At 66.9% G+C, this 25,836-nt stretch carries 26 protein-coding genes; 18 read left to right on the forward strand and 8 right to left on the reverse strand.

Annotation, left to right across the window (positions count from 1 at the left end; genetic code table 11):
- Positions 1-2: 2 nt before the first annotated feature.
- Positions 3-1,457 (reverse strand): aldehyde dehydrogenase, encoded by a 1,455-nt coding sequence (locus RT614_RS11570; RefSeq protein ID WP_409558450.1) that lies wholly within the window; start codon positions 1,455-1,457, stop codon positions 3-5.
- Positions 1,458-1,629: 172 nt separating this feature from the next.
- Here RT614_RS11570 and RT614_RS11575 point away from each other — a divergent pair, with 172 nt between their 5' ends.
- From RT614_RS11575 to RT614_RS11660, 18 genes are all read left to right on the forward strand, one after another.
- Positions 1,630-2,598, forward strand: a complete 969-nt coding sequence (locus RT614_RS11575; protein ID WP_313622256.1) for a tripartite tricarboxylate transporter substrate binding protein — start codon at positions 1,630-1,632, stop codon at positions 2,596-2,598.
- A 69-nt stretch (positions 2,599-2,667) separates the two neighbouring features.
- Positions 2,668-3,648, forward strand: a complete 981-nt coding sequence (locus RT614_RS11580; RefSeq protein ID WP_313622257.1) for a tripartite tricarboxylate transporter substrate binding protein — start codon at positions 2,668-2,670, stop codon at positions 3,646-3,648.
- Positions 3,649-3,694: 46 nt separating this feature from the next.
- Positions 3,695-5,239 (forward strand): acyl-CoA carboxylase subunit beta, encoded by a 1,545-nt coding sequence (locus RT614_RS11585; protein WP_313622258.1) that lies wholly within the window; start codon positions 3,695-3,697, stop codon positions 5,237-5,239.
- Positions 5,239-6,624: an acetyl/propionyl/methylcrotonyl-CoA carboxylase subunit alpha gene (locus RT614_RS11590; protein ID WP_409558455.1), complete on the forward strand. Its 1,386-nt coding sequence runs from the start codon at positions 5,239-5,241 to the stop codon at positions 6,622-6,624. Before RT614_RS11585 ends, RT614_RS11590 begins: the two co-directional genes overlap by 1 nt.
- Before the next feature lie 41 nt (positions 6,625-6,665).
- Positions 6,666-6,878, forward strand: a complete 213-nt coding sequence (locus tag RT614_RS11595) for an acetyl-CoA carboxylase biotin carboxyl carrier protein subunit (RefSeq protein ID WP_313622260.1) — start codon at positions 6,666-6,668, stop codon at positions 6,876-6,878.
- 7 nt (positions 6,879-6,885) lie between these two features.
- Positions 6,886-8,973, forward strand: coding sequence for a 3-hydroxyacyl-CoA dehydrogenase NAD-binding domain-containing protein (locus RT614_RS11600; protein WP_313622261.1), 2,088 nt, complete (start codon positions 6,886-6,888; stop codon positions 8,971-8,973).
- Positions 8,974-9,030: 57 nt separating this feature from the next.
- Positions 9,031-9,429, forward strand: coding sequence for a Zn-ribbon domain-containing OB-fold protein (locus RT614_RS11605; RefSeq protein ID WP_313622262.1), 399 nt, complete (start codon positions 9,031-9,033; stop codon positions 9,427-9,429).
- Positions 9,429-10,601, forward strand: coding sequence for a thiolase (locus RT614_RS11610; protein ID WP_313622475.1), 1,173 nt, complete (start codon positions 9,429-9,431; stop codon positions 10,599-10,601). Before RT614_RS11605 ends, RT614_RS11610 begins: the two co-directional genes overlap by 1 nt.
- 31 nt (positions 10,602-10,632) lie before the next feature.
- Entirely contained in the window at positions 10,633-11,325 is a 693-nt protein-coding gene (locus tag RT614_RS11615; protein ID WP_313622263.1) for a 3-oxoacid CoA-transferase subunit A, read from the forward strand.
- Positions 11,315-11,986 carry a 3-oxoacid CoA-transferase subunit B gene (locus tag RT614_RS11620; RefSeq protein WP_313622264.1) on the forward strand — a complete coding sequence of 224 codons (672 nt, stop codon included), beginning with the start codon at positions 11,315-11,317 and terminating at the stop codon, positions 11,984-11,986. Before RT614_RS11615 ends, RT614_RS11620 begins: the two co-directional genes overlap by 11 nt.
- A gap of 114 nt (positions 11,987-12,100) precedes the next feature.
- Positions 12,101-12,496 carry a hypothetical protein gene (locus tag RT614_RS11625; protein WP_313622265.1) on the forward strand — a complete coding sequence of 132 codons (396 nt, stop codon included), beginning with the start codon at positions 12,101-12,103 and terminating at the stop codon, positions 12,494-12,496.
- Positions 12,493-13,341 carry an alpha/beta hydrolase gene (locus tag RT614_RS11630; protein WP_313622266.1) on the forward strand — a complete coding sequence of 283 codons (849 nt, stop codon included), beginning with the start codon at positions 12,493-12,495 and terminating at the stop codon, positions 13,339-13,341. Before RT614_RS11625 ends, RT614_RS11630 begins: the two co-directional genes overlap by 4 nt.
- Positions 13,342-13,392: 51 nt before the next feature.
- On the forward strand, positions 13,393-14,556 hold the full coding sequence (locus RT614_RS11635) for an ABC transporter substrate-binding protein (RefSeq protein WP_313622267.1): 1,164 nt from the start codon (positions 13,393-13,395) through the stop codon (positions 14,554-14,556).
- 18 nt (positions 14,557-14,574) lie between these two features.
- On the forward strand, positions 14,575-15,444 hold the full coding sequence (locus RT614_RS11640) for a branched-chain amino acid ABC transporter permease (protein WP_313622268.1): 870 nt from the start codon (positions 14,575-14,577) through the stop codon (positions 15,442-15,444).
- A 3-nt stretch (positions 15,445-15,447) separates the two neighbouring features.
- On the forward strand, positions 15,448-16,422 hold the full coding sequence (locus RT614_RS11645) for a branched-chain amino acid ABC transporter permease (protein ID WP_313622269.1): 975 nt from the start codon (positions 15,448-15,450) through the stop codon (positions 16,420-16,422).
- Positions 16,419-17,201, forward strand: a complete 783-nt coding sequence (locus tag RT614_RS11650) for an ABC transporter ATP-binding protein (protein ID WP_313622270.1) — start codon at positions 16,419-16,421, stop codon at positions 17,199-17,201. Before RT614_RS11645 ends, RT614_RS11650 begins: the two co-directional genes overlap by 4 nt.
- Entirely contained in the window at positions 17,188-17,901 is a 714-nt protein-coding gene (locus RT614_RS11655; RefSeq protein WP_313622271.1) for an ABC transporter ATP-binding protein, read from the forward strand. The genes RT614_RS11650 and RT614_RS11655 overlap by 14 nt, the downstream gene beginning before the upstream one ends.
- Position 17,902: 1 nt before the next feature.
- Positions 17,903-18,715 (forward strand): N-acyl homoserine lactonase family protein, encoded by an 813-nt coding sequence (locus RT614_RS11660; protein ID WP_313622272.1) that lies wholly within the window; start codon positions 17,903-17,905, stop codon positions 18,713-18,715.
- An 11-nt stretch (positions 18,716-18,726) separates the two neighbouring features.
- On the opposite strand, the gene RT614_RS11665 is transcribed toward RT614_RS11660, so the two are convergent.
- The 7 genes from RT614_RS11665 to RT614_RS11695 form a co-directional block, all read right to left on the reverse strand.
- Positions 18,727-19,572, reverse strand: a complete 846-nt coding sequence (locus RT614_RS11665) for a branched-chain amino acid aminotransferase (RefSeq protein ID WP_313622273.1) — start codon at positions 19,570-19,572, stop codon at positions 18,727-18,729.
- Between the two features lie 98 nt (positions 19,573-19,670).
- Complete coding sequence (locus RT614_RS11670; protein ID WP_313622274.1) at positions 19,671-20,693, reverse strand: ABC transporter substrate-binding protein; 1,023 nt, start codon at positions 20,691-20,693, stop codon at positions 19,671-19,673.
- Between the two features lie 118 nt (positions 20,694-20,811).
- Positions 20,812-21,795, reverse strand: a complete 984-nt coding sequence (locus tag RT614_RS11675) for a branched-chain amino acid ABC transporter permease (protein WP_313622275.1) — start codon at positions 21,793-21,795, stop codon at positions 20,812-20,814.
- The gene (locus RT614_RS11680) at positions 21,792-22,679 is read right to left on the reverse strand and encodes a branched-chain amino acid ABC transporter permease (protein ID WP_313622276.1); all 888 of its coding nucleotides are present in this window, start codon (positions 22,677-22,679) and stop codon (positions 21,792-21,794) included. Before RT614_RS11680 ends, RT614_RS11675 begins: the two co-directional genes overlap by 4 nt.
- A 96-nt stretch (positions 22,680-22,775) precedes the next feature.
- Positions 22,776-23,990 (reverse strand): ABC transporter substrate-binding protein, encoded by a 1,215-nt coding sequence (locus RT614_RS11685; protein ID WP_313622277.1) that lies wholly within the window; start codon positions 23,988-23,990, stop codon positions 22,776-22,778.
- A 61-nt stretch (positions 23,991-24,051) separates the two neighbouring features.
- The gene (locus RT614_RS11690; protein ID WP_313622278.1) at positions 24,052-24,762 is read right to left on the reverse strand and encodes an ABC transporter ATP-binding protein; all 711 of its coding nucleotides are present in this window, start codon (positions 24,760-24,762) and stop codon (positions 24,052-24,054) included.
- Positions 24,759-25,532 (reverse strand): ABC transporter ATP-binding protein, encoded by a 774-nt coding sequence (locus RT614_RS11695; RefSeq protein WP_313622279.1) that lies wholly within the window; start codon positions 25,530-25,532, stop codon positions 24,759-24,761. The genes RT614_RS11690 and RT614_RS11695 overlap by 4 nt, the downstream gene beginning before the upstream one ends.
- Positions 25,533-25,836 lie beyond the last annotated feature (304 nt).

Genomic DNA, 25,836 nt, shown 5'->3' on the forward strand with positions numbered 1-25,836 from the left:
GCCTACATGCCGAAATAGATTCCCTTGGATTGCTGGTACAGGCGTAGCCCGCTCACGCCCTTTTCGCGGCCGATGCCGCTTTGCTTGAAGCCGCCGAAAGGCGTGGAAATGGAAAGCTGCTTGTAGGTGTTGATCCACACGCTGCCCGCTTCCAGGCGCTTGGCGACGCGCCAGGCGCGGCGATAGTCCGCCGTCCAGATGCCGGATGCCAGGCCGTAGGCGCTGTCGTTGGCCTGCTCGACCAGGTCGTCCTCGTCGTCGAAGACCAGCGCGCACAGCACCGGACCGAAGATTTCCTCGCGCACGACGTGCGCGTCCCGCGCCAGGCCGCCCAGGATGGTGGGGCGGTAGAACGCGCCCGCAGACAGGGCGTCGCCTTCGGGCCGTTCGCCGCCCAGCAGCACGTGCGCGCCTTCGCGGCGTGCCGACTCGACCATGCCTTCGATTTTTTCGCGGTGGCCGAACGACGCGATGGGGCCCATCTGCGCGCCATCGGCGTCGGGCATGTCCACCTTCAGGCGGCCTGCGCGCGCCACGAGCTTGTCGATGAAGGACTCGGCGATGCTGCGCTGGACGTACAGCCGCGAGCCCGCTACGCAGGATTGCCCGCTGCCTTCGAAGATGCCGCCGATGACGCCTTCGATCGCGGCGTCCTGGTCTGCGTCCGCAAACACGATGTGAGGCGACTTGCCGCCAAGTTCCAGAGCCACGGGCATCAGCTTTTCCGCGGCGGCATGCGCGATGGCGCGGCCGCTTGCCGTGCCGCCGGTGAAGGACACCATGCGCACGCCGGGATGTTCCACCAGACGCCGGCCCACGGTGGACCCCAGGCCCGTCACCACGTTCAGGATGCCCGGCGGCAGGCCGGCTTCCAGTGCGATGCGGCCCAATTCCAGCGCGGGCGACGAGGTGACTTCGGAAGGCTTCAGGATGACGGCGTTGCCGGCCGCGAGCGCCGGCGCGACCTTCTGCGCCTCCATCGTCAACGGCGAGTTCCACGGCGTGATCGCCACGACCACGCCGTACGGATCGTAGTGCGTCATGGACAGATAGTTGCCGCGCGGCGGCGTGACTTCGGCGCCCAGGGTTTCGCAAACGCCGGCGTAGTAGCGGAAAGTGGCCGCGGCGCTGGCGACCTGCGCCTTGCATTCCGCCCAGACCTTGCCGTTTTCGATCATCTGCAGGCGCGCGAGCAGGGCGGCGTTCTGGTCCATGCCATCCGCGATGCGGCGCAGGATCGCGGCGCGTTGATGGGGCAGCATGTCGCGCCATGCTGGTTGGCGCTGCGCCTGCCAGGCAACTTGCACCGCCTGGTCCACCTGTGCGTCGGACGCGGCGCTGATCAGGTAATTGCGGGCGCCGGTGGCGGGGTTGACGGACTCGAACGCGGCGTCGCCTTGCGCGATCCATTCGCCGCCAATCAGCATGGATTTAAGGGTTTCCGATGATTCGGACATGAATTGCCTTTCCTCTCTTGATGGGTATCTGTACGCCGGCCGCGCAGGGCCGCCACGCATTTATTCGTTGACAGTCTCGGTTTGAAAAAATATAAAATAGAATAAGCGTTCTGTCTATTGGAACGATAAGAATAAAGCAAACCTTCAATCGATGACAAGAGGAGACCTACCCATGCAACGCAAATGGCTGCGCGCGCTGGCTTGTGCCGCGGCGCTGATCGCGGGAACGGCGCACGCCGATACCTATCCTTCCAAGCCCGTGTCGATGATCGTGCCGTACCCGGCCGGGGGCGCCACCGACGTGGTCGCGCGCGCCGTGGCCGAACGCCTGACGCAGGCGTGGGGCCAGACAGTCATCGTCGAAAACCGTGCTGGCGCCGGCACGACCATCGGCGCCAGCACCGTGGCCCGCGCGCGTGGCGACGGCTACACGCTGTTCATGACCACGTCCGCGCACACCATCAGCGGGCATCTGTACAGCAAGCTGAACTACGACCCCGTCAAGGACTTTGCGCCCATCACGCTGGTCACCAAGGTGCCGTTGGTGCTGGTGATCAATCCTTCCATCCCGGCCAACACGCTGCCGGAATTCCTGGCCTACCTGAAGCAGAACGGCGGGTCGGTGAACTTCGCGTCTCCGGGCAACGGCACGGCGCAGCACTTGAGCGGTGAGCTCTTCAAGATCGCCACGCAATCGTCCATCACGCACGTGCCGTACCGCGGCGACTCGCCCGCGTTCACCGACCTGGCGGGCGGACAGGTGCAGATGATGCTGGCCACCATCACGTCGGCGTTGCCGCTGATCCAGTCCGGCAAGCTGCGCGCCCTGGCCGTGGCCAACGGCAAGCGGGTGCAGGCGCTGCGTGACGTGCCGACGTTCGCCGAAGCGGGCATGCCGGGATTCGAGGCCGCAACGTGGTTCGGCCTGCTGGCGCCCGCCGCCATGCCGAAGGAACAGGCGCAACGCATCTACGAAGACGTGTCGAAGATCGTCGCTACGCCCGACATGCAGGCGCGCATCGAGGGCCTGGGCGGCGAAGTGGTCAACAGCACGCCGCAGGCGTTCGCCGCATTCATGCAGCAGGAAGAGGAGAAGTGGGGCCAGGCCGTCAAGGCTTCCGGCGCCGTCGCAGCGCAGTAGACACCAACTTGCCCGCAGCCACGCGCCAATGCAGCGCGCGGCGCGGGACCATCACGGAGGAGACACATCATGGCAGTTAGAAAATGGCTGGCAACGGGCGCGTTCGCCTGGTTCTCGACGCTACCCCTGGCCGCGGGCGCCGCGGACTTTCCCAACGCGCCGGTGAAGTTCGTCGTGGGCTTCAGCCCCGGCAGCACGATCGACACCGTGGCGCGCATCATCGGCGACGCGCTGTCCACGCGCATGGGGCAATCGTTCGTCGTGGAAAACAAGACCGGCGCCAACGGCATGATCGCGGCGCGCATGGTGGCGCAGGCCAAGCCTGACGGCTACACCATCCTGGTCAGCAATTCCAGTTCGATCACCGTCAACCCCTTGCTCTACAAGGACCTGCAGTACGACCCGCTGAAGGACTTCGCGCCGGTGACCACCGTGGTCTCCGTACCGTTCATCCTGACCATCAACGCCGAAAACCCGCGCGTGGCGGGCGTCAGCGACGTCAAGTCGCTGGTGGAACTGGCCAGACGCAATCCCAACACGGTCAGCTACGGGTCCGCCGGCAACGGCAACCTCATGCACCTGGCGGGCGCGCAGCTTGCCACCATGTCCAACGTCCAGATGCTGCACGTGCCGTACCGCGGCGCGGCGCCGATGGAAGCCGGACTGATGTCCAAAGAGGTCGACTTCGGATTCGACACGCTGTCGGGCGTGCCGCTCATCAAGGCCGGCAAGCTCAAGGCGCTTGCCGTGTCCACCGCGCAGCGCTGGCATGACCTGCCGGACGTTCCGGCCGTGGCCGAATTGGGCTATCCGGACTTCGACATTTCCTTCTGGGTTGGCGTCTTTGCGCCGGCGGGCACGCCGCCGGCGGTGGTCGAACGCTTGAACCGGGAGATCGCCGAGGCGGCCAAGGACCCCGCGGTGCGGGCGCGGCTGGCGATGCAGGGCAATCCGTCGACACAGACGCCGCAGGCATTCCGCCAAAAGATCGCGGATGAGCTCAAGCAGAACGAGACGCTCATCAAGCGCGCAAACATCAAGATCGACTGAACCGGCGGCGCAGGCCGCGATGGCAACTGGCAGCAAGGAGCACAAGGTGTCCTGGGAAAAAGAACTGCAGGAATTGGCGTTGCGCAAGGAGTGGGCCGCGCGCATGGGGGGCGAGGCGAAGGTGCGCCGGCATCGCGAAGCCGGCAAGCTGCCGGTGCGCGAGCGCATCGACCGGATGGTCGACCCGGAATCCTTCCGGGAGGTGGGTGCGCTGGCGGGCAGCGGCGAGTACGACGCCGAAGGCCGGTTGACGGATTTCACGCCGTCGAACCTGCTGATCGGCCGGGCCAAGGTACAGGGCCGGCCGGTGGTCGTCGCCGCCGACGACTTCACCGTGCGCGGCGGCGCGAACGACGGCGCCGTCGGCGACAAGCTGGTCGAGGCCGAGCGCATGGCGCAGGACCTGCGGTTGCCGCTGCTTCGGCTGGTGGACGGCACGGGCGGCGGGGGATCGGTGCGCAGCATCGAGATCAAGGGGCACACGCTGCTGCCCAAGCTGCGCATGTGGCCGCTGATGGCGCAGAACCTGGCGACCGTGCCCGTCGTGTCTCTGGCGCTGGGTTCGGTGGCAGGGCTGGGCGCGGCGCGCGTCGCGGCCAGCCATTATTCGGTCATGGTGCGCGACACGTCGCAGCTCTTCATCGCGGGGCCGCCCGTCGTCGCCCGCATCGGCCAGAACCTGGACAAGAACGAACTGGGCGGCAGCGACATCCACACCCGCAACGGCGTGGTGGACGACGAGGCCGATTCCGAAGAGGCCGCGTTCGCCATGGCCAGGCGCTTCCTCTCGTATCTGCCGCGCTCGGTGCACGAGCTGCCGCCCCGCGCGGCGCAGCCGGGCAAGGCAGGCGCGCAGGACTGGCTGCGCGGCGCCATCCCGGCCGACACGCGCGCCGTGTACAAGATGCGGCCGATCGTGCAGGCGCTGGTCGACGAGGACTCCTTCATGGAGATCGGCAAGCGCTGGGGCCGCGCGGTGATCACGGGCCTGGCCCGGATCGACGGCTGGCCGGTGGCGGTGTTCGCCAGCGATCCCTATCACTACGGTGGGGGCTGGGACGGCCCCGCCGCCGAAAAATTCACCCGACTGCTGGATCTTGCCGAAACCTTCCATCTGCCGGTGGTGAACCTGGTCGACGTGCCGGGATTCCAGATCGGGCTGAATGCCGAGAAGGCCGGCGCCATGCGCTATGGCGTGCGCGCCCTGACGGCCGTGGCGCAGTCCACCGTGCCGTGGTGCTCGATCATCGTGCGCAAGGCCTTCGGCGTGGCGGCCGGCGGCCACCAGAGCGCGGGCCGCTTCAACTTCCGCTATGCGTGGCCTTCAGCCCAGTGGGGCTCGCTGCCGGTGGAAGGCGGACTGGAAGTCGCCTACAAGGCCGAGATCGAGGCCGCCGAGGATCCCGAAGCCAAGACGCGCGAGATCGAGGCGCGCGTGCGCAGCCTGACTTCTCCGTTCCGCAGCGCCGAAGCCTTCGTCGTGGAAGACATCATCGACCCCGCCGCAACCCGCCGGGTGCTGGAGGAGTTCGTGGAACTGGTCGCGCCGCTGCGCGAACCCGGCCCGCGCGCCTTCGGCTACCGCCCGTGATGGCCAGCCTGGAGCACACCATGAAACGTGTCATTGTGGCCAACCGGGGCGCCGTTGCCCGCCGGGTCATCCGCGCGCTGCGCGGCCTGGGCATCGAGTCGGTCGCGGTCTATTCCGAGGCAGACCAGGATCTGCCGCACGTGCGCGAAGCGGACGTGGCGGTTCCGATCGGGCCGGCGCCCGCGGCGCAAAGCTACCTGAACCGGGAAACCTTGCTGCGCGTCGCGCGCGAGACCGGCGCAGACGCCCTGCATCCGGGCTACGGGTTCCTTTCCGAGAACGCGGATTTCGCGGAAGCGGTGGAAACGGCCGGCATGGTCTTCGTTGGCCCGTCGCCGCGCTGGATCCGCATGCTGGGCCACAAGACCCAGGCGCGCGACGCGATGCGAGCGCTGGGCATGCCGATGGCGCCCAGCAGCGCCGTCCTGAGAGACGACCTGGCCGCGCTGCGCCAGGCGGCGCAGGAATTGGGCTACCCGGTGCTGATCAAACCCGCGTCGGGGGGCGGCGGCATCGGCATGCTTGCGCTGGACGGCCCCGAGGACGCTGAAGCCCAATGGGCGCGGGCCCGGCAGATCTCCGAACGCAGCTTCGGCGGGTCCGACCTTTATCTGGAGAAGCTGCTGCGCAATCCGCGCCACGTCGAATTCCAGTTCCTGGCGGACCGCCACGGCCAGGTGCGCTGCCTGTACGAACGCGATTGCTCCACGCAGCGCCGGCACCAGAAAGTCCTGGAAGAGGCGCCAGCTCCCGCGCTGGACCGCGCCGCGCTGCAAGACATGGGCACCCGGCTGGAATCGATGCTGGCGGGCATGGGATACGACGTGATCGGCACCGTGGAGATGCTGTACACACCGGAGTCCGGCTTTTCCTTCCTGGAGATCAATACGCGCCTGCAGGTGGAGCACGCCGTCACGGAAGAAGTGACCGGCGTTGACCTGGTGGCGGCGCAGCTGAGGCTTGCTGCGGGCGAGCGGATGGAAGACGTGCTGCCGCGCGTGCCTCCCCTGAACGGACATGCCGTGGAGGCGCGCGTCTACGCCGAGGATCCCGTGCGTTTCCTGCCGTCGCCCGGTGTGCTGCGGGCGTTCGCGCCGCCGGCGTTGCCCGGCGTGCGCATCGAAACGGGCTATGCCGAGGGGTGCCGGGTGTCCAGCCATTACGACCCGATGCTGGCCAAGGTGATCGCCCACGCGGCGACGCGCGAAGCGGCCCTGGATCTTCTGGCGGCGTCGCTGGCGCAGTTCCGGGTCGACGGCGTCAAGACCAATATTCCTTTCGTGCTGCGGGTGTTGGACGACCCGGCGTTCCGCGCCGGCCAGGTCAGCACCGGCATGGCGGATCGCATTCTGCAGGAAGCGCGCGTCGCGGCGCAGGCCGCGTAGGCGGGCGGCCGGACCAATCTGACAACTACAAGGAGAAGGCAATGTTCAAAGTGGAAACCCCCGTCGTAGGCCGTGTGGTCGCCGTCACCGTCCGTCCCGGCCAGCGCGTCGAAGTCGGCGACAGCGTCGCCAAGGTGGAGTCGATGAAGATGGAAATCCCCGTGGAGGCCGAACGCGCGGGCATCGTGGCGCGCGTGCTGGTCGGCGAGGGCGACGAGGTGGACGAAGGGCAGGTCGTGGTTGAACTGGAGTAAGGCCGCCATGCTGATCCATACGGAACGGTTGGAATCAGGCCGGATCGCGCTGCTGTCGCTGCGCAATCCCCCGGTCAACAGCCTCAGCGCCGACCTGCGACAGGAACTGCACGCGGCGATCCAGGCCGCGCTGGCCGACGACGCGGTGGGCGCGCTGGTGCTGGCGGGCGACGGGCAATTCTTCTGCTGCGGCGCCGAAATTCGCGAGTTCAATACGCCGATGTCGACGCGCGAGCCCACGCTGCGGTCTGTCATCGCGCTGATCGAAGACGCCGACAAGCCCGTGGTGGCGGCGATCCATGGCGCGGCGCTGGGCGGCGGCCTGGAGCTGGCGCTGGGCTGCCACTATCGCGTGGCGCTGGCGGGCGCATCGCTGGGCCTGCCCGAGGTAAAGCTGGGCGTGCTGCCCGGCGCCGGCGGCACGCAGCGGCTGCCGCGCCTGGTCGGTGTCGAGCGGGCGCTGGCGATGATCTGCGGGGGCGACGCGGTCGACGCCGACGCGGCGTCGGAATGCGGGCTGGTCGACGAGGTGTACGACGACGATCTGCGCCAGCGCGCGGCAGCCTATGCGCTGGCCGTCGCTGACGCGCCGCTGGCGGCGCGCAGGGTGGGAGCGCGTCAGGTGACCGCTCCCGCGGAGCCGGGCGTTTTCGAGCAGGCTCGGCAAGAGGCCGCGCGGCGCTACCGCGGTTGCCTGGCGCCGCAGGTCTGCGCGGATTGCGTGGAGTTCGCCCTGCGCGCCACGCTGAACGACGGCCTTGCCTTCGAACGTGAACGTTTTCTTGAATTGGTCAATGGCAGCCAGTCCAAGGCGCAGCGTCATCTGTTCTTTGCCGAGCGCGCCGCGGTCAAACTGCCAGCCGAATGGCGGGCGGCGACATCGATCGCCACCGTCGGCGTGATCGGCGCCGGCACGATGGGCGGTGGCATCGCCATGAGCCTGGCCAATGCCGGGTTGGACGTCGTGCTGATAGAACGCGACGCGCAGGCGCTCGAGCGCGGGTGGTCGCAAATCCGCAAGAACTACGCCGCCACCGCAGCCAAGGGCAAGCTCAGCCCGGCGCAGGTCGAGGCGCGCGAGGCGCGCATCCGGCGCAGCGTGGACATGGGCGATCTTCGAGAAGCCGACCTGGTGATCGAAGCCGCCTTCGAGGATATGGCGGTCAAGCGCCAGATATTCGAGTCGCTGGGCCGGATCTGCAAGCCCGGCTCCATCCTGGCGTCGAACACCTCGCGCCTGGACATAGACGAGATCGCCGGTTTCACCGGCCGCCCCTCCCAGGTATTGGGCATGCACTTCTTCAGCCCCGCGAACGTCATGCGCCTGCTGGAAGTCGTCAAGGGCCGGGAGACCGGCGGCAACGTGGTTGCGGCGGTGTTCAAGCTGGCGCGCGCAATGGGCAAGCTGCCGGTGCTGGTTGGCGTATGCGATGGGTTCGTAGGCAACCGCATGGTCAGCCCCTACACCCGTGAGGCGCATTTCCTGCTGGAGGAAGGCGCCACGCCGTCCCAGGTGGACGGCGCGCTGCAACGCTTCGGGCTGGCGATGGGACCGCTGCGCATGGCCGACATGGCGGGGCTGGACATCAGTTGGGCGTTCCGCAAGCGCATGGCGCCTACCCGGCCGGCTCACGTGCGTTATTCGCGCGTGGCGGACAGCCTGTGCGAACTGGGGCGCTTCGGCCAGAAGACGGGCAGCGGCTTCTACCGCTACGAGGCCGGCAGCCGGACCCCGGTCGAAGATCCTCAAGTGCTGGCGCTGATTGAAACCTGCGCCCGGGAAGATGGCATCCAACGCAGGACGGTCTCGGACGAGGAAATCGTGCAGCGCACGATGTATGCCCTGGTCAACGAGGGCGCCCGCATTCTGGAAGAGGGCATCGCCCGCCGCGCGTCGGACATCGATGTGATCTACGTCAACGGCTACGGCTTTCCCGTGCATCGGGGCGGGCCGCTGTTCTATGCCGACCAGCAAGGCTTGCCTGAGGTGCTGGCGACGATACGGCGCTTCCACGCCGAGCACGGCGAGCTCTGGCGGCCCGCGCCGCTGCTGGAAAGGCTGGTGGCGAACGGGCAGAGCTTCGCGGATTTGTGACGGAAAGGGGCTGCGGCGGATGTCGCGCCCCTCGGGAAAAGAATCAGGAGACAAGGCATGCAGTTGGAACAGGCAGGGTCCGCCGCGCGCGGACCGCAGGAGCAGTACTTTTCGAAGCTGGCCGAAGGCCGCTTCCAGATCCAGCGCTGCGCCGGCTGCGGCGCGCATCAGTTCTATCCGCGCGTGCTGTGCATGCACTGCGGCGCGGCGGACCTGGCGTGGACGGACCCTTCCGGCGCCGGCACGGTCTATTCGTTCAGCATCGTGCGGCGCAAGCCCGAAGCCGGCGGCGACTACAACGTCGCGCTGGTCGACCTGGAAGAGGGCGTTCGCATGATGAGCCGCATCGACGGCGTCGCGCCGGACGGCCTGAGGATCGGCATGCCGGTGCGGGCGCGCGTCGTGCGCGACGCGGACCAGGCGCAGGTGGTGTTCGTGCCCGCGGAGGAAGCATGATGTCGCTGGAATCGTTGCGCGGGCAAGTCGCCATCGCTGGAGTGGGGCACGCGGGCCTGGGCGAAGCCCACGGCTATACCGAAATGGAAGTCCTGGCGCAGGCCGCGTTGCGGGCGGTGGCGGACGCCGGACTCACGATGCGCGACATCGACGGCCTGGCCACGTGCAGCTCGTCGGCCACGATGTGGAGCATGCCCGTGGCCGAGTACCTGGGCATCAGGCCTCGTTACATCGAAGCCACGATGCTGGGCGGGTCCAGCTTTGTCTCGCATCTGCTGCCGTCGGTGATGGCCCTGATGTCGGGGCAATGCAATGCGGTGCTCGTGTGCTACGGCAGCACGCAGAAGACGGCGGTGTTCGGCCGCAAGGAAGGCGTGAAGGCGCGCACGCTGCTTGATCCGCAGCCATTCGAACATCCCTATTCCCCGCTGCAGCCCGTGACCTCCTATGCGCTGGCCGCCGCCCGGCACATGCACCAGTACGGCACGACGCGCGAACAGCTTGCCGAGGTGGCGGTGGCCGCGCGGGCGTGGGCCCGGCTCAACCCCGAGGCCGCCATGCGAGATCCGCTGTCGATCGAAGACGTGCTGGCCTCCCGCCCGGTGTCGGACCCGCTGACCGTGCGCGACTGCTGCCTGGTCACCGATGGTGGCGGCGCGTACGTAATGGTGCGCGCGGATCGCGCGCGCCAACTGAAGCAGCCGCCCGTCTACGTGCTGGGCAGCGCGACGGCCGTGTGGAACCGGCAGATCTCGTCCATGGAGGACCTGACCGTCACGGCGGCCGCCGAGTCGGGCAAGCGCGCGCTCGCCATGGCGGGCGTGGGCGTGGGCGACGTGGACGTGGCCGAGGTGTACGACGCCTTCACGATCAACACGCTGCTGTTCCTGGAGGATCTGGGATTCTGCAGGAAGGGCGAGGGCGGCGCGTTCGTGCAGGGCGGCGGCATTGCGCCGGGCGGTCGGCTGCCGGTCAACACCAACGGCGGCGGCCTGTCGTGCGTGCATCCGGGCATGTACGGCATCTTCCTGGTGATCGAGGCCGTGCGCCAACTGCGGGCGCAGGCAGGCGACCGCCAGGTGCGGGGGGCCGACATTGCGCTGGTGCATGGCAACGGCGGGACGCTGTCCAGCCAGTCGACGGCCATTCTGGGCGGGCCGGCCACGCGCTGAGTCCACCGTTTCCCTAGCAGGAGAGCATTGCATGCTGGACAAGACAGTCGATTCCCTGGCGGCCGCTGTGGCGGACGTGCGCGACGGCGCGGTGATCCTCATCGGCGGATTCGGCGCCTCGGGCGTGCCGACCGAACTGGTCTGCGCGCTGCTGGACCAGGGCGCGCGCGACCTGACCATCGTCAACAACAATGCCGGCAACGGCAGGCGCGGCCTGAGCGAGCTGGTGCAGGCCGGGCGGGTGCGCAAGATGATCTGCTCGTTCGCCCGCTCGTCCGATCGCAAGAATCCGAACGCCGCCGAATTCGCCGACGCGTATCGCTCGGGCAAGGTCGAACTCGAATGCGTGCCGCAGGGCACGATGGCCGAGCGCATGCGCGCGGCCGGGGCGGGCCTGGGCCCGTTCTTCACGCCCACCGCCTTCGGCACGCCGCTGGCGCGCGGCAAAGAGACCCGCGTCATCGATGGCGTCGGGTATGTGCTGGAGTCGCCGCTCAAGGGCGACTACGCCTTCGTCAAGGCGCGCACCGCGGACCGTTGGGGCAACCTGGTGTACCGCTACGCCGGCCGCAACTTCGCGCCGGTGATGTGCATGGCCGCCGCCACGACAGTGGCGCAGGTGGACGAGATCGTGGAGCTGGGCGGCATTCCGCCCGAGCACGTCATGACGCCGGGTATTTTCGTCAAACGGGTGGTGAAGGTGGGAGACGCGCATGGCCTATGAAAAACTCAGCCGGCGCGACATCGCGCGCCTGGTCGCCGCCGACATCGAGGACGGCGCCTACGTCAACCTGGGCATCGGCATCCCGACGCTGGTGTCCGGCTTCCTGCCGCCCGGGCGCGACGTGATCCTGCATACCGAGAACGGCATCGTGGGCATGGGTCCGGGCGATCCCGGCGCGCCGCTGGACCTGGACCTGATCAACGCCAGCAAGGAAGCGGTCACGCTGCTGCCGGGGGCGTCCATCACGGACCACGTCGTCTCGTTCGCCATGATGCGCGGCGGGCATCTGGACCTGACCGTGCTGGGCGCATTCCAGGTATCCGAAAAGGGCGACCTGGCCAACTGGGACACGGGCGCGCCGGACACGATCCCGGCGGTGGGCGGCGCCATGGACCTCGTCGCAGGCGCCCGCCAGGTTTACATCACGATGGAGCACGTCACCAAGGACGGCCAGCCGAAGATCGTGCGCGAGTGCACCTATCCGCTAACCGGCGCGGGCGTCGTCGACCGCCTCTACACGGATCTGGCGATCATCGACGTGTTGCCGGGAGGCATGCGGGTGCGGGCGATGGTCGCGGGCCTGGGCTTCGACGTCCTGCAATCGCTTACCGGTTGCCCGCTGGAGCTGGCCGACGATTGCCGCGCGCTGGCGCCGCAATAACGCGCCGCGCCCGTACTTTCCCCGTGTTGACACGGGGAGTTTTCGCTATTTAGAATGTTCTTACAGAAAGAATAAGCGTTCTGCATATAAGAACGACAAAAACAGGAAGAGACAATGGAAACCCAAGCCATGCCTGCGCGGGACATGGGCGGCGCACAGCTTGCGCAGCGCTTCTGCAGCCACGCGCTGTCGTTCTCGCGGCCTCGTCTGGTCAATATGGACCTCCTCGTGCGATTCGGCGCGCATCCCGTCCTCGTTCGCATCCGCGACGGCCGCGTGGCCACCGCCGACATTCCCGGTGCGCCGCTGCCCTCCAGCGACGTATCGCTGGAGGCTTCGGAACACGCATGGTCGCGCTTCTGGCAGGCCGTGCCGGAAGCCGGCTGGCACGACATCTTTGCGCTCAGCAAGCGCGGCGAACTCTCCATCCAGGGCAACCTGCAACCGCTGATGGCGCACCTGCAGTTCGTGAAGGACCTGCTGGCCGCCCCTCGGGAGGCGCAGGCATGAACGCGGCGCTGGAACCCATCGTCGGCCGCTACGCGTCGTTCGACATCGCAGGCAAGCGCTGCCGCGTCTATTTCGAGGAAGCCGGGCAGGGCATTCCGCTCGTGTGCCTGCACACCGCCGGGGCGGACAGCCGCCAGTACCGCCACATGATGTGCGATGCGGACATCACCTCGCGCTACCGGGTCATCGCGTTCGACATGCCGTGGCACGGCAAGTCGTATCCGCCCGAAGGCTGGCAGGACGAGGAATACCGGCTTTCCACGGAACTCTACGTCCAGACCGTGATGGCTTTCTGCCAGGCGCTGGCGCTGGACCGCCCGGCGCTGATCGGCTGCTCCATTGGCGGGCGCATCGTGCTGCAGCTTGCGCATCTTCATTCCGACTATTTCCGCGCCCTGATCGGCGTCGAGGCCGCCGACCACCAGCAGCCCTGGTACGACACGTCCTGGCTGCATCGTGGCGACGTCCACGGGGGCGAAGTCTGCGCCGCGCTGGTGTCCGGGCTGGTCGCGCCGCAGTCGCCCGCGGTGTATCGCCACGAAACGCTCTGGCAGTACATGCAGGGCGGCCCCGGCGTGTTCCGCGGCGACCTGTACTTCTATCGGGTGGACAGCGACTTGCGGGGACGCCTGGACGGCATCCGCACCGACCGCTGCCCGCTCTACCTGCTGACGGGGGAATACGACTTCTCCTGCACGCCGGAAGATACCTTGCGCACCGCGGCCGGCATACCCGGCGCAGAGGTGACCGTCATGCGCGAATTGGGACATTTCCCGATGAGCGAAAACCCGGAGCAGTTCCGCGGCTACGTGCTGCCGGTGCTGGACGCCATCGCCCGCCAGTAGAGCAGGCATTACCGGCGGGCCGAGGCTGCCCGCCTCCCCTCAGGAGACAACATGCGTTATCCGATCATCCTGGCCGGCGCTTTCGCGCTGGCCGCAGTTTCCGCCGCCCAGGCGCAAGACACGCTGAAGCTGGGCGCCCTGGTCACGCTGTCCGGCGCGGGCGCCGCGTGGGGGCAGGGCATGAAGAACGCCGCCGAGATCGCGGCCGACCAGGTGAACGAGGCGGGAGGGCTCGAGGTGGGCGGCAAGAAGTACCGCGTCCAGGTCGTGGCCTATGACGACAAGTACCAGGCGAACGAGGCCGTCACGGTGGCGAACCGCCTGGTGTTCGAGGACAAGGTGCGCTATGTGATCGGCCCGGTCGGCTCGGCGCCGGTGCTGGCCATCCAGCCGATGACGGAAAAGAACAAGGTGATCCTGCTGACGCTGGGCTTCACGTCCAAGGCGCTGGCCGCCGACAAGCCTTACACTTTCCGTCCCAACGTCACCACGGCCGAGGTCTCGCAGCCCCAGATCGACTGGCTGGTGAAGGCGCAGGGCCTGCGCAAGGTCGGCGCGCTGTTCCCCAACGACGAGACGGGCCAGCAGATCGCGCTGGACCTGGAAGGCGCCTACAAGAAGGCGGGCGCCGCGCTGGCCACCAAGGAATTCTTCGAGCGCGACCGCGTCGACTTCGTGCCCCTCTTGACCCGCATGATGGCGCGCGGCATCGACGCCATCGAACTGGACGGCAATTCCCCTACGACCGCGGGCCTCATCGTGAAGCAGGCGCGCGAACTCGGATTCGAAGGCAAGATCGTGCGCACCGGCGGCCCGGCCACGCAGGAGATCGTCAACGTCGCGGGCAAGCAGGCCACCGAGGGCATGCTGGTCCACACGCCGATCGATCCGGCCCTGCCGGCCACGCAGGCGTACGCCGCGCGCTACGCCGCCAAGTACAAGCATCCGATGAACGGCTTCAGCCCGGCTTTCTACGACGGCACCAACATGCTGTTCGAGGCCATGCGCCGCGCCGGCACCGTCGAGGACACCGACCGCGTGCGCGCCGAGATGGTGAAGCTGGATGGCTTTGACGGGTCCTTGGGCAAGCTGAGCTGGACGGGTCAGGCCATGTACGGCATCAACCACCAGCTCAATGCGCCGTTCTACGTGGCCGAGGTCAAGGACGGCCGCGAGGTGATTCTTGCGCGCTGCACCGTCGAGGGATGCCGCTAGCGCGGCGGGGGAACCGACGTGGATTGGAGCATTCTGCTGGCGCAGGCCACGATCAACGGCTTGATCGTGGGCCTGCTGTATCTGCTGATGGCCGTGGGCTTCACGCTGGTGTTCGGCGTGATGCGGATGGTGAACTTTGCCCACGGCGAGTTCTACATGCTGGGCGCGTTCGGCGCGTACTACCTGACCACCCAGGCGGGCTTCACGTTCCTGCCCGCCGTGGCGCTGACCTTCGCGCTGGCGGTGGCGGGCGGCGCGGTGCTGGAATGGGGCGTGCTCAAGCCGTTCAGACGCGACGAGCTCAACGGCATGATCGCCACGATCGGCCTGGCCATGATCCTGCAAAACGTCGCGCTGATGTTCTTCGGCCCGGATCCGCTGTCCATGCCGGCCGTCGCCCAGGGCACGGCGCGCATGGGCAAGGTGGTGATTCCGCTGTCTCGGGTGTACGTCGTGGTGTTCGCGCTGCTGGCGCTGGCGCTGCTGTACGGCTTCCTGCGGTACTCGCGGCCCGGCCGCGCGCTGCGCGCGGTGGTGGAGGACTTCGAGATCGCCGCCATCCAGGGCATCCGTTCGCGCATCTATTACCCGCTGGGCTTCGGCCTGGGCGTCGGGCTGGCGGCGGTGGCCGGCGCGCTGATGGCGCCCCTGTTCTCGGTGTCGCCCTTCGTGGGCGCCACGCCGCTGCTCAAGGCGTTCATCGTGGTGATCCTGGGCGGGCTGGGCAGCATTCCAGGGGCCGCCGTCGCGGGCCTGGCGCTGGGGCTGGCGGAAAGCTACGGCAGCCTGTTGTTCGAAAGCAGCACGGCGGACATGCTGATCTTCGCCATCGTGATCGTGATGCTGGTCGTGCGGCCCAAAGGCTTGCTTGGCCGGGGGGAGGCATAAGCCATGACTGCAATTTCGCTTGATCCCGGCCTGAGCCGGCCCGCGCCCGTGCGCTGGCTGCTGTGGGCCGTCCTGGCCGCGGCCGCGGCGGCGCCGTGGTTCGCGGGGCCATTCGTGCAGCACCTGGCCGTGCTGACCTGCCTGAACGTCCTGATCGTCAACGGCCTGGCGCTCATTGCCCGCTGCGGGCAACTGTCGCTCGGCCATGCCGCCTATGTCGCCATCGGGGCCTATGGGTCGGTGCTGGCGGCGCGCCACCTGGGCTGGGGCTTCGTGCCCGCCACCCTGGCGGGCGTGGCGTTGAGCGCGTTGGTCGCGCTGACGCTGGGCTCGATCATCCTGCGCCTGAAAGGCGTGTACTTCGTCCTGGTGACCTTCGCCTTCGGCGAACTGGTGCGGCTGATCCTGCTGGACGGCTCGTCGTGGTCCGGCGGCGCCAACGGCGTCACCGGCATCCAGCCGGCTGCGCTGGCAGGCCTGGTGTTCGACACGCGCGCCAGCTTCTATGGCCTGGCGCTGTGCGTGGCGCTCGGATCCGTGGCGCTGCTCGCGGCGGTGGCGCGTCGGGCTTTCGGCCACGCCATCGACGCGGTGGCCGAGAACGCCGCCCTGGCCGAATCGACGGGCCTGTCCGTGCGCCGCATCCAGTTGTGCGCCTTCGTCGGCGGCTGCGCGCTGGCCGCCGCCGGCGGCGCCTTGCAGGCGCGCTATGTCGGCTATGTGTCGCCGGAATCCTTCAACGCCAGCATTTCCATCGGCTTCATCATCATGCTGGTCATCGGCGGCCGCCGCTCGGTCTGGGGCGGCCTGATCGGCGCCATGGTGCTGACGCCGCTGCCCGAACTGTTCCGCGGGGCGGTGCAGACGCAGCACATCTTTTATGGCGCGGCGCTGATCCTGATCCTGCGCTTTCTGCCGGCCGGCCTGGCCGGCCTGCCGGGGCCGTGGCAGGCGCGCCGGCGCAAGGAGTCACAATGAGCCAGCCTTTATTGCAGGTGCGGGGCCTGTCGCGCAGCTTCGGCGGACTGGCGGCCCTGCGCGGCCTGGAGTTTTCCGTCGCCCGAGGCGAGATCGTGGGACTGATCGGTCCGAACGGCGCGGGCAAGACCACCGCCTTCAACGTCATCAGCGGCGCCATGCCGCCCACCGCGGGGTCGGTCCATTTCGATGGCCGCGATATCTCTGGCGCGGCCCCCAGCCGCGTGGTCGTGCATGGATTGGCGCGCACGTTCCAGTCCACGTCGACCTACCCCGACGTAACCGTGGCCGAGAACATCCATCGCGGGTTGCTGTCGCGTGTGCGCCATTCCTGGCTGCGGCGCCTGGCCGGACGTACCGACGACCTGCTGTCGGCCACTGAAGTCACGCACGAGGTCGACCGCCTGCTCACGCTGCTGGACCTGCAAGCCTGGCGCGACGCCGCGGCGGGTTCGCTGGCCTACGGGTTGCAGAAGAAACTGGGCATCGCCGTGGCGCTGGCCTGCCGGCCGCGCATGCTGCTGCTGGACGAGCCGGCCGCCGGGCTGAACCACGAGGAATGCAACGAACTCGGCCGCCTGTTGCGGCGGTTGCAGGACGAAGAAGGGCTGACGATGCTGCTGGTGGAGCATCACATGGCCTTGGTGATGGAACTGTGCCATCGCATCGTGGTGCTGGTCCAGGGCGAAAAGATCGCCGAGGGCACACCCCAGGCCATCCGCGAGAACCCCGCCGTGATCGAAGCCTACCTGGGAGCGCCCGACTATGCCCATGCTTGAAGTCCAGAATCTGAATGTGCGGTATGGGCAGCTGGAAGCGGTGCGTGGCGTCAGCTTCAACGTCGAGCAGGGGCAGATCGTCGCCTTGGTCGGTTCGAACGGCGCGGGCAAGAGTTCGACGCTGAAGGCCCTGATCGGCCTGGCGCCGGTCGCCGGCGGACGGGTCATGTTCGAGGGACGCGATATTGCCCGGCTTGGCTCCGCGGCGCGTGTGTCGGCGGGCCTGTCGCTGTCTCCGGAGGGGCGGCGGCTGTTCGGGCGCATGACCGTCCTGGATAACCTTCTGGCTGGCGCCCACGTCGCGGGTTCGCGGTCGGGTGTGCGCGCGCGCCTCGAAGAAATCTACGCGTTGTTTCCGCGGGTGCAGGAACGGCGCGCCCAACTGGCGGGATCGTTGTCCGGCGGCGAACAGCAGATGGTGGCGATCGGTCGTGCGATGATGGCGCAACCTCGTCTGCTGATGCTGGACGAACCGTCGCTGGGCATCGCTCCCAAGATCGTGGCCGAGATCGCGGGGGCGATCCAGCGCATCAACCGCGACAGCGGCATCGCAATTGTGCTGGTCGAGCAGAACGCTCGGCTTGCGCTGCGCCTGGCGCACCACGCCTACGCCTTCGAGCACGGCGAAGTGGTGCGCAGCGGCAAGGGCGCCGAGCTGCTGGCGGATCCTTTCGTGCAAAAGGCCTATCTTGGAGTATGAGATGAACGCGGCGACGCAATCGATGCTTCCCGAGTACGAGATCCACGCCATCCGCTATGCGCACATGCCGCGCCAGCGGCGCGACAACTTTCTGGGCGGCGATCCCCACGATGGCGACATGCCCATGGATTTCTTCGTGTGGCTGGTGCGGGGCGCGGGCCGCATCGTGCTGGTCGACACGGGATTCAATGCGGAGATGGCGCAGAAGCGCCGGCGCGAGCTGATCCAGTGCCCCATCACGGCGCTGGCCGGCCTGGGCGTGCAGCCTGCCGACGTGCAGCACGTCGTGCTGACTCACCTGCACTACGACCATGCCGGCAACCTGGACCTGCTGCCCGAGGCGCGTTTCCATGTGCAGGACGACGAGCTGGACTACGCGACGGGGCGCTGCATGTGCTTCGAACCCTTGCGGCACGCGTATGCGGTCGAGGACGTCGTCGCCCTGGTCAGGCGCGTGTACGAAGACCGCGTCGTCTTCCATGACGGGGACGATGCGCTTCTGCCCGGCATCGAACTGCTGAAAATCGGCGGCCACACCAAGGGCCTGCAGGCGCTGCGCGTGCACACCGCGCGCGGCTGGGTGGTGCTGGCGTCCGACGCCAGCCACTACTACGAGAACATGGCGCAGGGACGGCCGTTTCCCATCGTCTACAACACGGCGCAGATGCTGTCGGGATACGCCAAGCTGTATGGCGCGGCTCAATCCGACCAGCATGTGGTGCCCGGGCATGATCCGGCCGTGCTGGAGCGCTATCCGCGCTGGGAGAATTCCCCCCACGTGGCGATGCTGCATCTGCCGCCGCGGGAGGACTGAGCTTCGACGCGTCAGCCGCGGCGGGTGCTTTCCGCGTAGTCCATGTACAGCTGATGGGCGCGGCGGGCCAGCGGGCCGAACTCCAGCGCGCGGTCTTCCACGCGGTTCACATGGACGACCTTGCCGTAGTTGCCGGACGAGAACACTTCGTCGGCTTCCTCGACGTCGGCGCGCGTCAGGCTGCGTTCCTGCACCTCGATGCCGTCGGCCTTCAGCAGGGCCAGCACGCGGCGGCGCGTGATGCCGTTCAGGAAGGTGCCGTTGTCCACGGGCGTGGAAACCACGCCGTTCCTGGCCAGCCACAGGTTGCTGGTGGCGAATTCGGCTACGTTGCCCACGCCGTCCAGCATGATGGCGTTGTCGAAGCCTTTCTCGGCGGCTTCGCGGATGGCGCGCTGGCCGTTGGGATACAGGCACGAGGCCTTGGCGTCGGTAGGCGCCATGTTGGGCCAGGACCGCGCAAAGCTGGAGAAGCAGGCCGAAAAACCCTGGTCGCCGGGCATCGGCACCTTGAACACGTGCAGCACGAACTGGGTCTTGTCGGCGTCGGGCAGCAGGAAGCCGTCCGCGCAGAAGAACATCGGCTTGATGTAGAGCTCGGTGCCTTCTGGGAACTTGGCGACGGCCTGCAGGCACAGGTCCTGGATTTCTTCCCAGCCCATCTGCGGCTTCATCAGCATCTTTTCCGCCGAGCGCACCACGCGCTGGCAGTGCAGGTCCAGGTCGGGCGTCAGGCCGCGGAAGGCGCGCGCGCCGTCAAACACCATGCTGGCCATCCAGAAGGCGTGGTCGGCGGGGCCCAGCAATTTGGGATTTTGGGTGGTCCAGTGACCGTCGTGCCAGAACAGGGCGTCCATGATTGTCTTCCTTCGCTTGAATCGGGTTGGCGCCTGCGGCGCCGAGTCGCCAGGATACAGGAGCCGGGCGGCGTGGCGGTACCGGCCCGCGCCCCGCGCTATTCGCGCGCCAGCGCCGCCTGCACACGGTCGGCAACGTCCGCCGGCATCCATTGCCGCCAGACGGGCGGGTACTGCTTCAGGAAATAGCGCGCCGCGTCCTCGGGTTCCTTGCCCTCGTTTTCCAGCCAGCCCAGCGTCGCGTCGATGGCGTCATCGGGCACGGTCAGCTTGGACAGGAATTCGGTCAGGCGCGGCGCCTGCTTGGCGAACTCCGCATTCACCCCGGTGACGACCGGATTGGGCTTGAACTCGGTGGCGACCGGGTTTGTGCATTTCGGATCCGTCATGCAGGTGTAGGCGGCCTGGTCGAACGCCGGTAGTTCCAGCTTGACCAGGTCCAGCGCGCCGACCAGCGAGGTGGGCGTCCAGTAGTAGAAGACGATGTCACGCTTGCGCTTGTAGGCGGACACGATGGCCGCCTTCTGTGCGGCGCCCGAGCCGGGTGCGAACAGCGAGTAGTCCTTGTCGAGCTTCAGGGCGCGCAGCAGGTTGTCGTTCAACGTGCCGCAGGCCCATCCGGCGGGGCAGCCGTAGATGCGGCCGCGGCCCGGGTCTTCGGGATCGGCGAACACCTCTTTGAAGCGCGCCAGGTCAGCGGCCGACTTCAATTCCGGATGCCGTTCAACGGTGTAGCGCGGCACGTACCAGCCTTCGCCGGCGTCATACACGTGCCCCACGCCCAGCACCTTGCCGCTGGCCAGCGCCTTTTTCCAGGCGCCTTCGATCTGGCCGGGCCAGACCTCCGGCGTGACGTCCACGTCGCCGCGCTGCAGCGCGGCCAGCATCGGCAAGGTTTCACCGATCTCGACCGAGGTCTTGCAACCATAGCCATGTTCCAGCACGTAGCGCTCGATGCCGGCCAGGACCAGGTTGGACTCCCAGTTCAATCCGCTGAAGCGCACGGGGCGGTCGACTTCGCAGGTGGGAGCGGCGGGAGCGGCGACGGCCGCGGCGGGGGACAGCAGGGCGGCGGCCAGCGCGAGCGCGCCGAGGCCGGGGGCGAGATGCGTATTGCGCATGGTCGGCACCTGTGTAGTGGGGTGCCTGCCATTGTACGGGGCCGCAAAACGCATCGAAGCGCCGAAATGCAGCGGGGCCGCATTGAGCGGCCCCGTCGGTGCTGCGCTGATGCGCAGGTCAGGCGCGAGCGGTGCGCCGCCGGTTGAAGAGCGCGCCCAGTTCGCCCACGATGCCGCGGCGGAAGGCCAGCACGCAGATCACGAAGATCAGGCCGCTGACGATGGTGACCGATTCGCCCAGGCGCAGGAACCATTCCACGCCGGTCAGGTTGGCCATCATCTGGCCGAAGTCGCCGACCTTGTTCTCAAGCAGCACCACGATGAAGGCGCCCAGCACGGGACCGGTCAGCGTGCCCAGTCCGCCGATCAGCGTCATCAGGATCACCAGGCCGGACATCTGCCAGGTTGCGTCCGACAGCGTGGCCGACACGAACACCAGTGTCTTGGTGGCGCCCGCCAGGCCGGCCAGCGCGGCCGACAGCACAAAGGCGACCAGCTTGAAGCGGTCCACGTCGTAGCCCAGCGAAATGGCGCGCGGCTCGTTCTCGCGCAGCGCCTGCAAGACCTGCCCGAAGGGCGAGTTCACGGTGCGCCAGATGATGAAGTAGCCGATGATGAAGATCGCCATCACTACGTAGTACAGGTTGATGTCCTTGGACAGATCGACCAGGCCCAGCAAGGTGCCGCGCGGCACGCTTTGCAGGCCGTCTTCGCCGCCGGTGAACTTGGCCTGCAGGAAGAAGAAGAACACCATCTGCGACAACGCCAGCGTGATCATCGCAAAGTAGATGCCGCTGCGCCGGATGGCCAGCGCCCCCATGGCCAGCCCCAGCAGCGCCGCCACGGCCACGCCGAACAGGATGCCCAGTTCGGTGGGCAGGCCCCACACCTTCATGCTGTGCCCGGCCGCGTAGGCCGCGCTGCCCAGGAAGGCGGCGTGGCCGAAGGACAGAAGCCCGGTAAAGCCCAGCAGCAGGTTGAAGGCGCAGGCGAAAAGGGCGTAGCACATGACCTTCATGGCGAAGATCGGATACACGCCGACAAAGGGAAGCATGGCCACCACGATGGCCAGGACCGCATAGCCCAGGAATTGACGATTCATTTTTCTTTTCCGAACAGCCCGGCCGGGCGGATCAACAGAACAATGGCCATGATGATGAAGACGACCGTGCTGGAGGCCTCTGGCCAGAACACCTTGGTCAGGCCTTCGATAACGCCCAGGCCCAGCCCGGTGACGATGGCGCCAAAGATGGACCCCATGCCGCCGATCACGACCACCGCGAACACGACGATGATGAGGTTGGAACCCATCAGCGGCGAAATCTGCAGCACCGGCGCGGCCAGCACGCCGGCAAAGCCGGCCAGCGCGACGCCGAAGCCGTAGGTCAGCGTGATCATGCGGGGCACGTTCACGCCGAAGGACTCGACCAGGCGCGGGTTTTCGGTGCCGGCGCGCAGCAGCGCGCCCAGGCGGGTGCGTTCAATCACGAACCAGGTGGCGAAGCAGACGATCACCGAAGCCGCCACGACCCAGCCGCGGTAGTTCGGCAGGATCATGAAGCCCAGGTTCGTCGCGCCGCGCAGGGCTTCGGGCGTGGGGTAGGGTTGGCCCGACACGCCGTAGAAGCTGCGGAACAGCCCCTCGATCAGCAGCGTCAGCCCGAAGGTGAGCAGCAGCCCGTACAGGTGGTCGAGCTTGTACAGGTGCTTGAGCAAAAGCTTTTCGATGATGATGCCGAACAGCCCCACGATCAGTGGCGCCAGGATCAGCATGATCCAGTAGTTCAGGCCGAAATACGAAAGCCCCATCCATGCGATGAAGGCGCCCAGCATGTAGAGGGCGCCGTGGGCGAAGTTGATGACGTTCAGCAGCCCGAAGATAACGGCAAGTCCGAGCGACAGCATTGCATAGAAGGAACCGTTGACCAGGCCCAGTAACAGCTGGCCGAACAAGGCCTGTATGGGGATGCCGAAAATGTCAGTCATCTTGTGAAAATCCTGCGCGGTACGGAAGGAAGCGAGCTAGTCGGATCGCGGGCCGGCCATTCAGGCCGGCCCGCGATCGGGATCACATGGGCTGGTTTATTTCTTGACCAGCTTGCAGGTGGACTCGGACAACTTGGTGTAGACCTCGTCGCCAGGCAGCGTCGCCACCACCTTGTAGTAGTCCCACGGGCCCTTGGACTCGGCCGGGGTCTTCACTTGCATCAGGTACATGTCGTGGATCATGCGGCCGTCTTCGCGCACGTAGCCGCCCTGAGCGAAGAAGTCATTGACCTTGTTCGACTTCATCCACTTCATGACGTCGTCGCCGTTATCCGAACCCGTGGCCTTGACGGCGTTCAGGTAGAAGGTGGCCGACGAGTAGTCGCCCGCCTGCAGCATCGACGGCTTGCGGCCCACCTTGGTTTCGAACTTCTTGGCCCAGGCGCGCGAGGCGTCGGATTGGTCCCAGTACCAACCGTCGGTCAGGTACATGCCCTTGGTGGCGTCCAGGCCCAGCGAGTGGACGTCGTTGATGAACACCAGCAGGCCGGCCATCTTCATCGTCTTGGTCACGCCGAATTCATTGGCGGCCTTGATGGTGTTGATGGTGTCGCCGCCGGCATTGGCCATGCCCAGGATCTGCGCCTTGGACGCCTGCGCCTGCAACAGGAAGGACGAGAAGTCCGAGGCGCCCAGCGGTGCGCGGACCTGGCCCTTCACTTCGCCGCCGGCGGCCTTGACGACCGCCATCGTGTCGCGCTCCAGCGCGTGGCCGAATGCATAATCGGCCGTCAGGAAGAACCAGCTCTTGCCGCCGTCCTTCACGACGGCGGAACCGGTGCCGCGCGCCAGCGCCACGGTGTCGTAGGCATAGTGCACGGTGTAGGGCGAACACTGCGCGTTGGTCAGGTCCGACGCGCCCGCGCCCACGGCGATGAAAGGCTTCTTCTTTTCGGCGGCGACGGCCGCCATGGCCAGGCTGGTGGCCGAATTGGTGCCGGCGATGATGACGTCGACCTTCTGCTGGTCGAACCATTCGCGAGCGCGCGCCGACGCCACGTCGGCCTTGTTCTGGTGGTCTGCCGAGACGACTTCGATCTTCTTGCCGTTGACCGTGCCGCCGAAGTCTTCGATCGCCATGCGGACTGCGTCCAGGCCGGCCTTGCCGTCGATGTCGGAGTAGACGCCCGACATGTCGGTGATGAACCCGATGCGGATGACATCGTCGGAGATACCTTGAGCGTGGGCGGTTGCCCCCGCGAATCCCAGGCCCGCCATGGCCAGTGCAGCAGTGATGGTGTGCAGCTTCATGGGATGACTCCTCTTCCCTACGTGTGGTGTTTGCCGGGGTTCCGGCGGATGACAGGTTGCTTTAGACGCCCAGCAGTTCGTTGAGCGTGTCCTGTTTTTCTGAAAGTTCGTTCGCTTCGAAGTGCTCGACGATCTGGCCGTGCTCCATGACGTAGAAGCGATCGGCAAGCGGCGCGGCAAAGCGGAAGTTCTGCTCGACCATGACGATGGTGTAGCCGCGCTGCTTGAGCGCAGTGATCATGCGGGCCAGCGCCTGCACGATGACCGGCGCCAGGCCTTCGGAGATTTCGTCCAGCAGCAGCAGGTTCGCGCCGGTGCGCAGGATGCGCGCCACCGCGAGCATCTGCTGTTCGCCGCCCGACAGGCGCGTGCCCGGCGAATTCCGGCGCTCCTGCAGGTTGGGGAACATGTCGTAGATTTCGGCCAGCGACATGCCGCCGCCCAGCGAGCCCACGACGGGCGGAAGCAGCAGGTTCTCTTCGCAGGACAGGCTGGCGAAGATGCCGCGTTCTTCGGGGCAGTAGCCGACGCCCAGGTGGGCGATCTTGTAGGTGGGCAGGTCGATGGCTTCGGTGCCGTGGATGCGTACCGAGCCCTTGCGCGATCCGGTCAGGCCAAGGATGGCGCGCAGCGTCGTGGTGCGGCCGGCGCCATTGCGGCCCAGCAGCGTGACGACTTCGCCCTGTCCCACGCGCATGTCCACGCCGTGCAGGATGTGCGATTCCCCGTACCAGGCGTTGAGGCCCGAGATTTCAAGTGCCGGGGTGCTCATGCGTGCGCTCCTTGAAGTTCGCCGTCGGTCGTGCCCATGTAAGCCTGCATCACGGCCGGATGGCGGGAGACTTCGGCGTAGGAACCTTCGGCCAGCACCGAACCGCGCGCCAGCACGGTGATGGTGTTGGCGATGGAGGACACGACGTTCATGTTGTGTTCCACCATGAGGATGGTGCGTCCGGCGCTCACGCGCTTGATCAGTTGCGTGACGCGGTCCACGTCTTCGTGGCCCATTCCCTGGGTGGGTTCGTCCAGCAGCATCAGCTCGGGCTCCATCGCCAGCGTGGTGGCGATCTCCAGCGCGCGCTTGCGGCCGTACGGCAGATTGACGGTGGTCTCGTCGGCGAAGCCGCCGAGGTCCACTTGTTCAAGCAAGGCGCGCGCGGGTTCATTCAGCGTGGCCAGGCGCTTGTCGCTTTGCCAAAAATGGTATGACAGCCCGGTCTTGCGCTGCAGGCCGATCCGAACGTTTTCCAGCACGGTCAGGTGCGGGAACACCGCCGAGATCTGGAACGAACGGATGATGCCGCGCCGGGCGATCTGCGCAGGCCGCTCGCCGGTGATGTCGATACCGTTGAACTTGATGCTTCCCGACGTGGGAGAGAGAAATTTCGTCAGCAGGTTGAAGCATGTGGTCTTGCCCGCGCCGTTAGGCCCGATCAAGGCATGAATCTCGCCCCGCTTGATACGCAAATCGACCCCATTGACCGCGACGAAGCCGCGGAATTCCTTGGTGAGGCCTTTTGTCTCCAGGATTGTGTCATCCATGTTCGCTGCACCAGCGTTGTATTTATATGGTCTCTGCCGGACGTCGTTGCGTCAGGCCCCCGCAGGGTTGAGAAAACTGTTTGCGTGCTTAGTTTTCTTATGAGTTGCCGGCGAGTATGCGGACGTCGCAATCAAAATTCCATGAGGGTTTGTCATAGGTTTTGCACTGCGGAAAGCTGAATTGTCGGCATGCCGACAATGCTGTGCTCGCAAGGGGAGAAAGCCTTTCCAATATGGAAATGCGTTGCAGCAATTAAGCGTTGACCGTCATCAAGACGTAATGCAATTAAAGGCGAGGGAAAAC

This window comes from Achromobacter sp. (assembly GCF_032102605.1).
GTDB lineage: Bacteria > Pseudomonadota > Gammaproteobacteria > Burkholderiales > Burkholderiaceae_B > Achromobacter.

Coding starts and splice junctions, on each gene's coding strand:
- RT614_RS11635 (WP_313622267.1), top strand. CDS start 13,393: ATGCGTTATCCGATCATCCTGGCCGGCGCTTTCGCGCTGGCCGCAGTT.
- RT614_RS11580 (WP_313622257.1), top strand. CDS start 2,668: ATGGCAGTTAGAAAATGGCTGGCAACGGGCGCGTTCGCCTGGTTCTCG.
- RT614_RS11615 (WP_313622263.1), top strand. CDS start 10,633: ATGCTGGACAAGACAGTCGATTCCCTGGCGGCCGCTGTGGCGGACGTG.
- RT614_RS11675 (WP_313622275.1), bottom strand. CDS start 21,795: ATGAATCGTCAATTCCTGGGCTATGCGGTCCTGGCCATCGTGGTGGCC.
- RT614_RS11690 (WP_313622278.1), bottom strand. CDS start 24,762: ATGAGCACCCCGGCACTTGAAATCTCGGGCCTCAACGCCTGGTACGGG.
- RT614_RS11650 (WP_313622270.1), top strand. CDS start 16,419: ATGAGCCAGCCTTTATTGCAGGTGCGGGGCCTGTCGCGCAGCTTCGGC.
- RT614_RS11620 (WP_313622264.1), top strand. CDS start 11,315: ATGGCCTATGAAAAACTCAGCCGGCGCGACATCGCGCGCCTGGTCGCC.
- RT614_RS11595 (WP_313622260.1), top strand. CDS start 6,666: ATGTTCAAAGTGGAAACCCCCGTCGTAGGCCGTGTGGTCGCCGTCACC.
- RT614_RS11665 (WP_313622273.1), bottom strand. CDS start 19,572: ATGGACGCCCTGTTCTGGCACGACGGTCACTGGACCACCCAAAATCCC.
- RT614_RS11600 (WP_313622261.1), top strand. CDS start 6,886: ATGCTGATCCATACGGAACGGTTGGAATCAGGCCGGATCGCGCTGCTG.
- RT614_RS11630 (WP_313622266.1), top strand. CDS start 12,493: ATGAACGCGGCGCTGGAACCCATCGTCGGCCGCTACGCGTCGTTCGAC.
- RT614_RS11605 (WP_313622262.1), top strand. CDS start 9,031: ATGCAGTTGGAACAGGCAGGGTCCGCCGCGCGCGGACCGCAGGAGCAG.
- RT614_RS11575 (WP_313622256.1), top strand. CDS start 1,630: ATGCAACGCAAATGGCTGCGCGCGCTGGCTTGTGCCGCGGCGCTGATC.
- RT614_RS11695 (WP_313622279.1), bottom strand. CDS start 25,532: ATGGATGACACAATCCTGGAGACAAAAGGCCTCACCAAGGAATTCCGC.
- RT614_RS11610 (WP_313622475.1), top strand. CDS start 9,429: ATGTCGCTGGAATCGTTGCGCGGGCAAGTCGCCATCGCTGGAGTGGGG.
- RT614_RS11670 (WP_313622274.1), bottom strand. CDS start 20,693: ATGCGCAATACGCATCTCGCCCCCGGCCTCGGCGCGCTCGCGCTGGCC.
- RT614_RS11660 (WP_313622272.1), top strand. CDS start 17,903: ATGAACGCGGCGACGCAATCGATGCTTCCCGAGTACGAGATCCACGCC.
- RT614_RS11590 (WP_409558455.1), top strand. CDS start 5,239: ATGGCCAGCCTGGAGCACACCATGAAACGTGTCATTGTGGCCAACCGG.
- RT614_RS11645 (WP_313622269.1), top strand. CDS start 15,448: ATGACTGCAATTTCGCTTGATCCCGGCCTGAGCCGGCCCGCGCCCGTG.
- RT614_RS11680 (WP_313622276.1), bottom strand. CDS start 22,679: ATGACTGACATTTTCGGCATCCCCATACAGGCCTTGTTCGGCCAGCTG.
- RT614_RS11570 (WP_409558450.1), bottom strand. CDS start 1,457: ATGTCCGAATCATCGGAAACCCTTAAATCCATGCTGATTGGCGGCGAA.
- RT614_RS11685 (WP_313622277.1), bottom strand. CDS start 23,990: ATGAAGCTGCACACCATCACTGCTGCACTGGCCATGGCGGGCCTGGGA.
- RT614_RS11655 (WP_313622271.1), top strand. CDS start 17,188: ATGCCCATGCTTGAAGTCCAGAATCTGAATGTGCGGTATGGGCAGCTG.
- RT614_RS11625 (WP_313622265.1), top strand. CDS start 12,101: ATGGAAACCCAAGCCATGCCTGCGCGGGACATGGGCGGCGCACAGCTT.